11 protein-coding genes are annotated in these 13,319 nt (G+C 46.9%); 10 read left to right on the plus strand and 1 reads right to left on the minus strand.

Annotated features, from left to right (window positions below; translation table 11 throughout):
* Positions 1-184 precede the first annotated feature (184 nt).
* A complete protein-coding gene (ccmO, locus tag QGP82_RS03110; protein WP_163660662.1) occupies positions 185-1,036 on the plus strand; it encodes a beta-carboxysome assembly protein CcmO in 852 nt (283 codons plus the stop codon).
* A gap of 204 nt (positions 1,037-1,240) precedes the next feature.
* On the opposite strand, the gene QGP82_RS03115 is transcribed toward ccmO, so the two are convergent.
* A complete protein-coding gene (locus tag QGP82_RS03115) occupies positions 1,241-1,699 on the minus strand; it encodes a DM13 domain-containing protein (protein ID WP_499057029.1) in 459 nt (152 codons plus the stop codon).
* Between the two features lie 321 nt (positions 1,700-2,020).
* Here QGP82_RS03115 and QGP82_RS03120 point away from each other — a divergent pair, with 321 nt between their 5' ends.
* The 9 genes from QGP82_RS03120 (at position 2,021) to QGP82_RS03160 (ending at position 12,694) form a co-directional block, all read left to right on the plus strand.
* Entirely contained in the window at positions 2,021-2,761 is a 741-nt protein-coding gene (locus tag QGP82_RS03120; protein ID WP_499057030.1) for a PspA/IM30 family protein, read from the plus strand.
* A 247-nt stretch (positions 2,762-3,008) separates the two neighbouring features.
* Entirely contained in the window at positions 3,009-4,550 is a 1,542-nt protein-coding gene (locus tag QGP82_RS03125; protein ID WP_499057032.1) for an OmpA family protein, read from the plus strand.
* A gap of 59 nt (positions 4,551-4,609) precedes the next feature.
* Positions 4,610-6,391, plus strand: a complete 1,782-nt coding sequence (locus QGP82_RS03130; protein ID WP_499057034.1) for a hypothetical protein — start codon at positions 4,610-4,612, stop codon at positions 6,389-6,391.
* Between the two features lie 233 nt (positions 6,392-6,624).
* Positions 6,625-7,332 (plus strand): TIGR02466 family protein, encoded by a 708-nt coding sequence (locus tag QGP82_RS03135; RefSeq protein ID WP_499057036.1) that lies wholly within the window; start codon positions 6,625-6,627, stop codon positions 7,330-7,332.
* A 280-nt stretch (positions 7,333-7,612) separates the two neighbouring features.
* Positions 7,613-7,843, plus strand: a complete 231-nt coding sequence (locus tag QGP82_RS03140; protein WP_163660648.1) for a hypothetical protein — start codon at positions 7,613-7,615, stop codon at positions 7,841-7,843.
* Between the two features lie 10 nt (positions 7,844-7,853).
* On the plus strand, positions 7,854-8,255 hold the full coding sequence (locus QGP82_RS03145; protein ID WP_499057037.1) for a type II toxin-antitoxin system VapC family toxin: 402 nt from the start codon (positions 7,854-7,856) through the stop codon (positions 8,253-8,255).
* Positions 8,256-8,398: 143 nt separating this feature from the next.
* Positions 8,399-11,119: a COR domain-containing protein gene (locus tag QGP82_RS03150; protein WP_499057039.1), complete on the plus strand. Its 2,721-nt coding sequence runs from the start codon at positions 8,399-8,401 to the stop codon at positions 11,117-11,119.
* Complete coding sequence (locus tag QGP82_RS03155) at positions 11,112-11,381, plus strand: hypothetical protein (RefSeq protein ID WP_499057041.1); 270 nt, start codon at positions 11,112-11,114, stop codon at positions 11,379-11,381. Before QGP82_RS03150 ends, QGP82_RS03155 begins: the two co-directional genes overlap by 8 nt.
* A 110-nt stretch (positions 11,382-11,491) precedes the next feature.
* Entirely contained in the window at positions 11,492-12,694 is a 1,203-nt protein-coding gene (locus QGP82_RS03160) for an HhoA/HhoB/HtrA family serine endopeptidase (protein ID WP_163660640.1), read from the plus strand.
* Positions 12,695-13,319 lie beyond the last annotated feature (625 nt).

Here is a 13,319-nt window from a genome sequence, read left to right on the forward strand (position 1 = left end):
ATAGCTGTTTTCTATACAAGTCAGACAAAATATTTCTCTCACAAAAGTTTTTAAGATCCCATCAAAAGATTAGTAAGTGACATCGTTTTTAGCAGACCCTATTTAAACTTTCACCTTAGAGTGTTGATATAACCTCAACTACCACAAGCACCCAAGGGCTCTCCAACGCTACTTGAGACTCACAATGCCAGTAGACTTTTCCGCTCTCGCTAGTTCCAATGATAAAGCTATGTCGTTACTGCGGCGGGTAAAGGACTCAGCTTTAGGTGTGGTTTCAACAACGAGTTTTCCAGCCATCATCGGTGTTGCTGATGCCATGATCAAGTCGTCTGATGTGTATTTAGTGGGCTACGAAAAGACGGGTGGTGGCCAGTGTAGCGCTATTGTGAGGGGTGGGGTAGCAGATGTGCGCATGGCGGTGCATGCGGGTGTGGAAACGGCTAAGCGATTTGGACAATTGGTATCGTCATCGCTGATTCCTAGACCAATGGCGGATATGGAGAAGGTGCTACCCATTTTGCCCCGCCTGAGTGAGTTGGACGGTGTCGGTGAAACCCAGATGAGTAGTGGTGCCATTGGGTTATTAGAAACCCGTGGTTTTCCAGCCATGGTAGGGGCAGCCGATGCCATGACGAAATCGGCTGAAATTGAGCTAATTTCTCACGAAACCATTGGTGAAGGTCTGTGTACAATTTTGATTCGTGGGTCTCTGTCTAATGTAGCTATCGCCGTCGAAGCGGGCATGCATGAGGCTGAGCGCATTGGTGAGCTGAGTGCCGTCATGGTGATTCCGCGACCGTTGAATGATTTGGAGCGTAGCCTACCGAAGGTTAAGCAAGCGAAGAAACCTCAGAAGGTCAAGCTACCGCTGAAACTAGAAGAGCGTCAGAAGGAATTGATGCCTGCTCAAGCACCTGCTGTAGAAGTGCAAAAGCAAAAGCAGTTAGATTTACCAGAGCCGGAATTGGTGCAAGCGCAGCCACCTACGATAGATGTACAAATCCAAAAGCCATTAGATTTACCAGAGTTTGAATAGTCTGGCGAATGAGTCCAATTATGACTCACACGATATCAATCAATTGGTTTCGACTCCGCTCAACCAGCTAATTTAGAGAAATGAGGGCGGAGCGGAGTCGTTCGCAAAGCGTCTCCCACGGAGATAGTCCGGATTGATGGATAGTTTTGTCTATTCACTTATTAGTGCAGACCTATGCCAAAAATTTTCATATCGGATTAAGCCTTAAATATCAGCGTAGCCAAAGGTAACGTTGAATTCTGCGCACCAGATGGCAACTGAACCGTATTCAGCAAGATTAATATCAGCGGGTAGAACATAGCCTTGGGAGCCTTCAAAACTCTTGAGATCACCAATGACCACGTAATCAGCTTCATCTATGCTCACAGGAACAGAATCGCCTTTGTAGAGCACTACTTGTACGTCAGGACCACGGGCTGTGTCAAACGCACCATCAAATTCGAGAATACGCTGGCCATCTTTTTCAACAATACGGGCCGTGCCAGTGGTGTCTTTGGCCTGGTCAACGGTGACAAATTGCCCCGAAGTTAGCAACGTTTTAGCCGCTCGCGTAATGCTAGGTTGAGCAGCAAAGGCATCAGCGATATTGATAGTTTGCGCAACAGGAGCGATGACGGCAGCGAGCATCAAAGCAGATAGACCTGTGGAAAGTAGATTTTTCATGGTTTACGTTCTCCTAGTGATTAAAAGCGCGATGCGCTGTGCTTCGATTACTACTATCCAGGGCATGCCTGAGTCTGAGTTGATGGGTTTCTAAGGGTTAGGTAAGGGTTTTCTGAGCCCACCTGAGCTAAGTGTGTGATCGAGATCGCCAGGAACCGTGAGGAATTATATGTGAATTGTCTGAAGTAATTCCTATAGCGCGGATCCCATTGATTAGGATAGGAGCATGCTCTAATTGGCCCATGCTCAGATGGGATAACTTGATTGAATCATTGACTTAGGGCAACCGCTGTATCTGTACTATTTCCGCTGTAACGACACATGAAAAAGGCCGTTTATTGGTTGATGGGGGAGCGTGGAGGTAAGGCAACCCTGGCTGTATGGAACTGGCTATGGGGAATTTCTGAAGAAGCTCCAGGGCCAGACAGTCATGCGGATTTGGATGATGACGCGATCGCAACCGCCGAAGCTGCCATCAAACAAATGCAACAGTCAGTCAGCCAACTTGCTACAGCCACCAACCAACAATACGCCACGTTCCAACGGGAAAAAAAAATTTACTTATATAAAGTGGGCGCACTCAAGCGGGCTGAAGAATCAGCACTGAATGCCGAAAAAGAAGGACGGCATGATGACGCCGAGGCCGCTATCGCTTCAGCTATTCATCTGGAGCAGCTTTTACCTAAAGTTGAAGCCCAGGTTGAACAAGCCGAAACATTAGTCAACACATCCCTAGCCAAATTACGCCAGGAGCGAGCGCGGCTAGAACGCTACAAGAGCGATCTACAAGCCCTGAAAAATTTAACTGAGGTGAATGAAGCACTCGCGGCAATTGCAGAAACCCATAACGAACAAGATATGGCTTCTGCCCGTGCTCAGTTTGAGGCCGCCAAAAATTCCGTCCACACCCGTTACTTAGAAAAACGTGCCTTTGTAGAACTGTCGGTCAACCCAACAGAGCAAGCGATGGCAGACATTGATCCAGTTGCTCAACAGAAAGAAATTCAGAGACGTCTGCAGCAGCTCAAACAACGTCAACAAACACCTAGAGAAAACACCTAGGAAACAAAAGTACCAGATTCCAATCTTGGAAGGGAGAGACGTTGCCTTCCACGTCTCTCCGTCATCACTTTCATATTTTGTGAAGAACGAGCTGCTCAATTGAAAAATCAGAAATCATAACCGGCGTTATGGTCACCCTAACGTTAGGGTTAAATAACATAAGACCATACAGGAATTTAAGTACCATGCTGACCAAAAGTGACATGGGTTGTAGGTACTTTAGGAGAAATTACTGGAGGTAGTCTTAGTGTCAAATCGTGCAGGTGGACCCCCACCAATTGTCTATATTTTGGGTATTATTGCGATTTCTTTAGGCTTTTGGAGTCTAAAAGACACGCTATTTTCATTTGCAAACAAACCTTTGTCAGTGATCAGTAGTGACCCAGACGAACTGCTCATTCTAGGAGACACCTTCAGTGGCTACAGCACGTTTCGATCTCCGGAGTTTAATGAAGAGCTGGAAAAATCAGGTATATCTATACGCTTCGAAAATGAATTTGACCAGGGTGAACGAGCAACTCGTCTAGAAAAAGACAGTGCCGATCTCATTGTCACCACCTTGGATCAATACCTGAAGCATCAGCCAGAAGGAAAGATTGTTGGTCTGATTGATCGGACTGTGGGTGCCGATGCAGTCGTGCTAAATACACCAAAGTATTCACAATTAAAATCCCTCAATGATCTCAGTCAGCTAATCGCCCAGGGTCAGCCTCTGAGTTTGGCTTACGCAGCGGATACCCCTAGCGAGTTTTTGGCGCAAGTGCTCGACATTCGGTTTGACGGATTTAATCTGTCGGACTTCAATCAGCTGAAAGTGGCAGAAGCCTCTGAAGCCTGGCAAGAACTCCAAGATCCCAATCAAAATATTGCTGTTGCTGTCCTCTGGGAACCCTTTGTGAGCCAGGCCCGTGAGCAAGGTCACACAATTGTGCTCTCCAGTGAAGATGCGCCCAATGCCATTTTGGATGTGATTGTGGCTTCGGATGATCTCATCCAGGAAGACGAAGAAAAGCTCACAGATTTTCTATCTACCTACTATCGATGGATGGATCAGTCAGCCCGAGATAACAGTCAATTAAAAACTCTGATTCAAACCGATGGTAATTTATCAGCATCCCAGGCTGATTTAGTGATTGACGGTATTGATTTCTTTACCTCAGTGGAAGCTGGACGCTGGATGGAGGATGGCATTCTGTCAAAGCGGATTGAGGCAACAGCCGCCATTCTGGTGCTATCGGGTCAGCTGCCCCAGGTCCCTTTAGCGAATGAACTCTATAGCGATCGCTTTATTGCTGAGGCCGTAGCCAATACCCAGTCGTTGATCGAACTGGTCAAAGCTGACGATCCGGAATTAGCCACATTCCTCACTGGGGAAACCAATACCCAGCAGCCCCAGGCGCAGCAGTTGACACCTGAGACCATTCAAAGCTCTCAACCCATTGGTGATTTGGAAGTGAGGGGTGAGGTCAAGTTTGGAGTAGGGTCGGCTGCGATCGCAACCGAAGGCCAGCAAACCCTAGCCCAACTAGCCGTTGAAATCAACGAATTTAATACCGAAACGGTTGCCATTCGAGTCATTGGCCACACATCACAAACCGGCAGTGCCACACTCAACCAGCGCCTCAGCCAGCAGCGAGCCGAAGCTGTCGTGCAGTATTTAAAGAATCAAGCCGTAAATCACAATATTTTGGCCGAAGGGAAAGGCTTTAGCGAGCCGCTGTCAGGAGTCCCAGCCAACGACTCACGTAACCAGCGCACAGAAATTCGGTTAGTCCGTATTAATCAATAGCAATTTTGATTCTTTAAAAAATCAGGAGTCGGTAGTCAGCACCGTCTACCGTTAAACCCATGCACCTCGAACCACTGGTCGAAACCCATCAAGCATTATTAACAGAAGCACTAGAGATTGCCCGCTGTTTACGAAAAAGTGGAGATTTCTCCAACGACACCTTTCACCAACGACAACAACAGCGACTCAAGAGTTTACATAACGAATTAGCCATCCTGCGTCGGCATACCGTTCAGCACCAGGTACAAGCCATTGAGACTATTCCCACAGCTGTACGGCAGTCATTTGTCCGAGCAGCTTTGTTGAGCAAACGCTATTGCCAACTCGCTGGGCACCAATGGCAAGGGACATTATCTTCCCCCACGTTGAGCAAGCAAACTCCAGATAAGATTCCTCCTGCTCTAGAATCAGAGGCAGCTACCCTTGGCCTATGCCAACACTTTCAATTATCTGAACAAGAGCAACAAGAACTAAAAGACACATTAAAGCAGATCGATCAGCGCATTAAAGACCAAGCTGCCACTATTCAAACCGTATTACACAGTGTGGGTCTCGCCAGCATCAATGGTGCAGCCTCGATTCAGCTCAGTCGTATCCAAGCTACAGTGCTTTTCAAGCATCTCTTTGGCATTACACTGCCAGCCAACATTGTTGACATCATCTACACACCTCTGCAGATTTACTTTTGTCTGCCCACCGATCAGGCTGAAGTCTGGGCTGAAATCCCTACAGCAGAGCAACAACGTCTTTCTGAGCTATTTGAGAGAATGCAAAGCTTCAGCTTTGATCAATTTCGGCGCTTTCCCACGTTTGGCCCCTGTCAGCCTCAAAACATAGATATTGCCTGGGCTATTCCCATTGCCCAACAACTAGGAGAATCTATAGACCACGTTATCGAAGCGTTATCCAGCTCGGTCAGTGTTCTACCCACCGCAAAAGCCGAAGCCTTTCTTATCCATGACATTTGGGGCCATTACTGGCAGCTAATGATGACCCAGTTTGAAGCAGACTATGCCAGTTTGGCCCATTGTGATGAACCTTTACGAGCCGGAGAAACAGCCTATACAGACAGTGGCCCAGTCACTTGCCGAGAGCTATTCTCCCCAGTGGCAGATGAAGTCACCTTAAATGAGAACAAGGCCCATGCCTTTTTCCATGGTGAGGTACGCCAACGATTAGGTCTGGTATTCACCCATTTGATTGGGGAAATGATGGCGGATGTAGCTGAGTTTAAATTTATCTGGTGCAATCCCCATGCAAGCGATGAACTGCCTAGCTCATCGGCATTTAAGACAACTCCCGTCAAATTAGATCTGAGCCTAATCGATCTCGATTTCTTATTCATCAGAGTGATCAACCCTTTGATGAAAATCAACATTTCTGCACTGGAAACATCCTCCTTAGAACAGGATATTCTCTCTAACTGGAAACATCAGGGCATCAAATCTTTTTCTTTAGAGTTACGCACCCATCTAAAACAAAAACTAAGTCGTCTCCATGAGATCTTTTTAGACAACTATCGTCAGCACTATTTATCCTCTCTCAAATCAAGCGAAGGGATCTTTTGCCAGGCTGCCACAAACCTGGTCTACCTACAAAATACAATCAACCATCTATGTGTCGATGCCTGTCGCGATGTCACCACATCCCTAGCCGATGAGTCTGCTGAGCAACCGCTCTATCACGATCTGTTAATGATTTTTATTGGCTGCCATTGTTCCGGCGACGGCTATAGTCATTTCTGGCAGATGGATGCGGTATTGGCTCAGCATTTTCTGCCTTGCTGGCATTTATTGCAGGAGTGGATTGCAGGAGATGGGCAAGTAGTGAGTGATGAGTAAAGGGAGTAATAGTAAAGGGGGTAAAGAGTAGGTGTAACTGTCCCACATCTCCCGCTAGCTGAGCGAAGTCGAAGCTAAAACCCAGCCGATACATCCTTTTGACTCCACTCAAGGAACGCCTACAGAACTGATAAAGAGGCACTCTTCACCCTTCACTCTTCATCAAACCTCCGGTCAAAGCTGAAGTCTGATAAGCTACTCAATCCGGATACCTTTACCCTCGAAGCTAAAAAATGCCCGTTGATACCTGGTTTCCCCTCGCTGTTTACTATGAAGATCTACCAGACGCCACAGCCCATAAAAAGCAGCTGATGGATGCAGCATTACAGTTGGAAAAAGATGGCTACGAACGGCAGGCATTTCCTGAGATGGCCTGGACGGGGGACCTGCATGGAGCAGAACAAATCCATACTGACCCTCGGTTTATTTGGATTGTGGGTCAGGTAGAAGTGCATGTGCAGAGATATCTGAAAGCGCTGGGTGTGGATCTAAATCAAATTGATCTCTATATTCAGCGGGCCTGGCCTGTGGTTTCTCGCCAGCAACAAGAAGTGGGTTCCCATTGTCATAATACATCCCACATTAGTGCTGTGTATTATGTATCGGTGCCGAATTCAGGTAGTGATGAGGCGGGCAGCCTGGTGTTTTTTGATGATATGCGGCCCAATGAGGTGAGCCCTGGGTTAGGTAGTGAGAACACAAACATCATTGTGGATTGGAATGATTTAAACCAGGATCAGGCGATGTATGTGCCTGTGGAGGGGCGGTTGATTTTGTTTCCTTCAAAGCAGCGTCATGGGGTGACGATGAATCATACGGAGGGAGAGCGGATTTCGTTGTCGTTTGATATTGTGCTAGCGGCAAAACCGGGAAGTGCAGCTGGATCATATGAGTTTTTATTGCCGCCGCCGGGGCAATGGAAGAGATTTGGCAAGAAGTAGCGTTCCTATGGGTAAACGGTCCCTGAGCGGAGTCGAAGGGGATGTTGGCTTCGACTCCGCTCAGCCAACGGTATCTGCACGAGCCCTGTTCGATCGTTTCAGCTATTATCCGATATCAACCCAATCGATTAATTATCCAGAGAACCTTTAATGGCAGCGACTACAGATTTACAATCACATGTGCGGTGGCTTCGGTGATTTTCAGCATTCACAGTTAGTGAATGCTACGTCTACAATGGATGTAGGCCAATGGCGACAGTCAGAATGGAGGGAACCCTACATGAAAACGATTCGTTTGAGATCCCATGTTAATGAATCCGGTTTGTTACAGGTTCAACTACCAGATCATCATAATGAAGAGGTTGAGATTCTGATTGTTTATCAACCGGTTCAGGTCACGCAAAAGCGTCAGTGGTCGCAAAAGTTTCTGGATCTGTTTGGTGCGTGGCAAGGAGAGCCTTTAGTGAGGGCACCACAAGGTAATCAGCCAGAGCGTGAGCCTCTGCTTTGAAGCGATAGAAATGATGCTCTACCTTTTGGATACCAACACCTGTATTGCGTATCTTAATCGCAGCAGTCAATTAGTTTATGAAAATTTGTTTGCGCAATCTCCTGATGATGTATGCATCTGTGATGTGGTTAAGTTTGAACTATATTACGGTGCTTACAGGAGTAAGCGTAAAACTAATAACCTGGCAAACTTAAGAATACTATTTGCTGAGTTTGCAAGTTTACCCTTTGATGGCAAGGCAGCTGCAATCTGTGGTGCTGTTCGTGCTGACTTACAGGATAAAGGAACTCCTATAGGGGCCTATGATTTGCAAATTGCTGCAACTGCATTAGCAAACGAATTGACTTTAGTGACTCACAATACCAGAGAGTTTGTAAGGGTACCAAATCTTAAACTTGTTGATTGGCAGTAGTTTGTCAGGTATGTAACACGCGCTGTTTGATCGTTTCAGTTGGTAGAGCTACATCACACACCGCCCATTAAAAATATTAGGGATACCTGGCAGCCTGGGGCTACGCCGAGTATCTTGGTAACGATACCGACCAAATGCCGTTTATGTCGTCAAAACCGCGCAGTTTTCTTGCCAGCCCTGAAGGCTTACAAAAGCTAGAAGCTGCTAAAGCTGAACTGAACCTGAGCTTTGCAATGGCTGCAAAGCTAGCTGGCGTGAGTGCAGATACGGTGAGTCGGTTATTTCACCCGGAGCGGAGCAAACAGGTAAGTGAGGCAAGCCTGACAGCCATTGCTCAGATATTGGCAGTAATACCAGAAGACATAGTTACTGCTGAAAAAATGTCACAGAAAGACGGATTAGCTGAGGCCAAAAGACGCATTCAAGAGGCTATTAAAAGTAAAGCGACAGAACTGAGCCTATCAGATTTAGAACTCACCTCAGTCCCTAAAGAACTATATCAGCTAAATCAGCTCATACAGCTTGACCTGTCCCAAAATCAACTCACCTCAGTCCCCCAAGAACTCGGGCAGCTCAACAACCTCACATACCTTTCCCTCTCCCAAAATCAACTCACCTCGATTCCCAAAGAACTCGGGCAGTTGAACAACCTCACAAACCTTGACCTCTTCCGAAATCAACTTACTTCAATTCCGAAAGAACTTAGCCAGCTCAACAACCTGGAATTCCTCAACCTTGGAAAAAATCAACTTATCTCCATCCCCAAAAGGCTATATAAGCTTAATAACCTAATACAGGTTGTCCTCGATGATAATCAACTTACTTCAATTCCAAGAGAACTTGGCCAGCTCAATAACCTTACAGACCTCTACCTCTTCGGCAATCAGCTCACTTCAATTCCAAAAGAACTTGGCCAGCTCAATAGCCTTACAGAACTTCATCTCGATGAAAATCAACTTACTTCAATTCCAAAAGAACTTAGCCAGCTCAATAACCTCACACTGCTTAGCCTCTCTGAAAATCAACTTACTTCAATTCCGAAAGAACTAGATCAGCTAACCAATCTAACAAAACTTTTTCTGCATGAAAATGAGCAATTAGGAATTTCTGCAGAAATTCTTGGATCAACTTGGCAAGAGGTTAATTCTGGGGCCACACCTAGCAAACCAGCGGACATTCTCAACTATTACTTCCGCATACAGACCGATCGCCAACCTCTCAACGAAGCAAAACTGATTCTTGTAGGCTTTGGCGCTGTGGGTAAAACCTCGCTAGTCAACCGTCTAATTCACAACACATTTGATTCAAACTCCCAAAAAACGGAGGGCATTAACATTACCCAATGGCCACTACAACTAAACCAAAGCGAAGATATCATCCTCCATGTCTGGGACTTTGGTGGCCAAGAGATCATGCACTCCACCCACCAATTCTTTCTGACCGAACGTAGCCTTTATTTACTGGTACTCAACGGTCGTCAAGGTCATGAAGATGCCGATGCCGAATACTGGCTAGAACTCATCGAAAGTTTCGGAGGTGACTCACCTGTTCTTGTTGTGCTCAATAAAGTTGCAGAACACCCCTTTGATGTCAATCGCCGCGCCCTACAGCAAAAGTTTCCTAACGTTCGAGAGTTTATTCAAACCGACTGCGACACCGAAATTGGCATTGATACCCTACAAGCAGCTATCGAAAGAGAAACAGACCGACTAGAACATCTGCGAGCCCCATTCCCTGGCAGTTGGTTTGAGATCAAAAAACGCCTGTCAGATATGGCTGCAAACTACATCTCTTTCGAAAAGTACCGAGAAATTTGTCAAACAGATGGAGAACCTGATCCGAGTGCTCAGAATTCGCTAGCAGTCCATCTCCATAGCCTCGGTATTGCCCTTAACTACAGAAAAGATAGCCGTCTCCGTGACACCCATGTCCTCAATCCCCACTGGGTTACCAACGGTATTTATAAACTCCTTAATGACCATGAACTTACCGAAGCCAACGGTGAGCTAGAGATTGATTATCTCAATAGACTATTAGATCCCAAAGACTATCCATTAGAACGCCACGACTTCCTTTTAGGTCTAATGCGTAAGTTTGAGCTATGCTTTCCCTTCCAGGAGGATGACAAGCGCTATCTCATCCCAGACCTGCTGGACAAACAACAACCCGAAGCAGCCTCAGAGTTTGAACTGCCTGACTGTCTGAATTTTCGCTACGAGTACCCGATTTTGCCAGAGGGCTTGCTCCCCCGCTTTATCGTCCGCACCCATGTACTAAGCGACCATCAACTCCGCTGGCGCACAGGCGTTATCCTCAACTTCGAAGGTAATCAAGCCTTAGTTAAAGCAGACCCCCAAGCCAAATCCGTCAGCATCAGCGTCAACGGTCCCCTATCCAGTCGTCGTCGCCTACTAGCCATTATCCGGTCTGACTTTGACCGCATCCACAGCAACTTTAAGTTCACCCCCAAAGAACTGGTACCTGTCCCTGGCTATCCCAACATTACCGTTAGTTACAAAGACCTGCTGATACGAGAAAGTAAGGGTAGACAATCTTTTGAGGAAGTAGTTGGTGACGAACTCATTGACCTCAATGTTCAAGACTTACTCAACGGCGTAGATATCGAAGGCAGCCGCCAGAGACTTTCAGACATAGAACGTCGCAACCAAGCTCTAAAACTGTTCTACAGTTATTCCCACAAAGACGAAACCCTACGCAATCAACTGGACACTCATCTAAAAATCCTCCAACGTCAAAAGCTCATTCAACCCTGGCATGATCGCTGCATTGTTGCCGGTACAGACTGGGCCAAAGAAATTGACGACAATCTAAAAAGAGCAGACATTATTCTATTTATTGATTAGCGCTGATTTTATCGCCTCAGACTACTGCTACGAAATTGAACTCAAGCAAGCCATGGAACATCACCAGGCTGGCAAAGCCAGGGTGATTCCTATTATTCTGCGCCCTGCCGACTGGAAAAATACACCCTTTAGCGACCTCCAGGCATTCCCTACCAATGCAAAACCCATTACCTCATGGTCTGATCGCGATGAAGCCTGGCTTAATGTGGAAACAGCCATTAGAGATGCAGTTGAAGATATTAAGGCTCAGCGGTATCGATGAGGTATTGGCTTCGGCTTCGTTCAGCCAACACGATATTGACAACCCGATGTCACAAGAATGTCACATCGACTATTTAAGCTGTGGACAACTGAATCAAACGTGTCCCAACCATGTCCCATTCGCATCCTCATACACCTAACCCGTCCCGCTCCTGGCAAGTCCTCAGCAGTCTCGTGATGGGAGCTGGCATAGCAACTGCCGGTAGCTTCTTGGCCTGGTCACCAGAGTCACCGCTGCGGCAAGAAAATCAAGTTGCCGTTGCCCAGACAGCTCCTGCAACGCCAGCCATTGCCCCAACGGCAAACCCTAACTTTATTACCGATGTTGTCACTGACGTCGGCCCTGCCGTCGTGCGTATCGATGCATCACGCACCGTCAGTCAAAGGATTCCAGATGTTTTTAATGATCCTACATTTCGTCAATTCTTTGGGGGACGTTTGCCTCAGGGAAGTCAAGAACGCACCGAACGCGGTCTGGGATCAGGCTTTATCATCAGCGATGACGGCAAAATTATTACCAATGCCCATGTGGTCGATGGCGCTGATACAGTGACCGTCACCTTGAAAGATGGTCGCATTTTGGATGGTCGAGTGCTGGGTAGTGACCCTGTAACTGACATTGCAGTGATTAAGGTCGATGAACGCAATCTGCCTACTGTCCCCCTGGGTAACTCAGACCAGCTGCAACCAGGGGAATGGTCCATTGCCATCGGCAACCCCCTGGGCCTGGATAACACGGTCACAGTGGGCATTGTCAGCGCTGTCGGTCGTTCTAGCAATCAGGTGGGTGTACCGGATAAACGGGTGGAGTTTATCCAGACCGACACAGCGATTAATCCAGGAAATTCTGGTGGTCCTTTGCTAAACCAACAAGGCGAAGTCATCGGTGTGAATACAGCTATCATCAACGGTGCCCAGGGATTAGGGTTTGCCATCCCCATCAACATGGTGGAACGGATTGCGACGGAACTCGCTGACACTGGCGAGGTCCAGCATCCATTTTTGGGTATTCAGATGATTACCCTGAGTCCAGATGTGAAAGAGGATATTAATGCTAATCCCAATAGTGGTCTAACCGTAGAAGAAGACACCGGTATCTTGATTGCTCGGGTACTGTCAGATTCCCCCGCAGCCAGCAGTGGTTTAAGGGCTGGAGATGTGATTACGGCGATTGACGGGCAGGCTGTAGACGAATCGGCAGAGGTACAACGGATCGTCAGCAATGGCAAGGTAGGTCAGCAACTCACCCTTGAAGTGAAAAGGAATGGCGCAGTTAGAACAATTAATGTCAAGCCCGAGAACCTACCTCAATAAGATAAATGCAGGATGAGAAGGCTCTATCGGATGCTGTGTAACGAGAGAGAATCTGCTGCCAGGAGGTACCAGCACTAAGTTTTACTGTAGGGGTAGTATGGCAAACGGCTGCATGTATGCATGCAGCCGTTTGTTGCGTACATAGCTGTTGCCATTTAAGCTTTCAGCAACAACTGATGTTTTGAATTATGTGCGCCAAGCTATATTTTATTTTTGGCAGTTGCGATCTCTCTTATCTACCAGGGTACTGAGCTACCAACCTACGCCTCTAATCTTACCCAGTAAGCTCTCAACCACTTGCAATTGCATGCTCCCCTAGCTGGACCAGCATGCACATCACTACGTAAACTGACTGGGGTAGCACAAGATAATAACCCCAGAATTAACGCTTCATAATGTCAGGGGATCAGTACGCCACATCAAAGTTTTTTGTATCTGTAACTTGCAATACGTTTTAACACGTTGTACAACTTTAGATGTTAAGCAAAACGCACTAATTACCTAAGTTTTGCCCAAATTAATGGCGACTTGCTCTGAGGAGAGAAGGGTTTCCAGCCCCCGTATCCAAGGTCTGACCAGAGAATCCGCTGCATTGATTAGAATTTCAATTAAGTACCCCTGTGAG

The organism is Leptothoe sp. LEGE 181152, assembly GCF_032906605.1.
Classification (GTDB): domain Bacteria; phylum Cyanobacteriota; class Cyanobacteriia; order Phormidesmidales; family Phormidesmidaceae; genus Leptothoe; species Leptothoe turfae.

What these genes read in the sequence shown, in the direction of transcription:
- QGP82_RS03120 (WP_499057030.1), top strand. Translation starts at nt 2,021, where the DNA reads ATGAAAAAGGCCGTTTATTGGTTGATGGGGGAGCGTGGAGGTAAGGCA.
- QGP82_RS03160 (WP_163660640.1), top strand. Translation starts at nt 11,492, where the DNA reads ATGTCCCATTCGCATCCTCATACACCTAACCCGTCCCGCTCCTGGCAA.
- QGP82_RS03145 (WP_499057037.1), top strand. Translation starts at nt 7,854, where the DNA reads ATGATGCTCTACCTTTTGGATACCAACACCTGTATTGCGTATCTTAAT.
- ccmO (WP_163660662.1), top strand. Translation starts at nt 185, where the DNA reads ATGCCAGTAGACTTTTCCGCTCTCGCTAGTTCCAATGATAAAGCTATG.
- QGP82_RS03115 (WP_499057029.1), bottom strand. Translation starts at nt 1,699, where the DNA reads ATGAAAAATCTACTTTCCACAGGTCTATCTGCTTTGATGCTCGCTGCC.
- QGP82_RS03130 (WP_499057034.1), top strand. Translation starts at nt 4,610, where the DNA reads ATGCACCTCGAACCACTGGTCGAAACCCATCAAGCATTATTAACAGAA.
- QGP82_RS03140 (WP_163660648.1), top strand. Translation starts at nt 7,613, where the DNA reads ATGAAAACGATTCGTTTGAGATCCCATGTTAATGAATCCGGTTTGTTA.
- QGP82_RS03150 (WP_499057039.1), top strand. Translation starts at nt 8,399, where the DNA reads ATGTCGTCAAAACCGCGCAGTTTTCTTGCCAGCCCTGAAGGCTTACAA.
- QGP82_RS03135 (WP_499057036.1), top strand. Translation starts at nt 6,625, where the DNA reads ATGCCCGTTGATACCTGGTTTCCCCTCGCTGTTTACTATGAAGATCTA.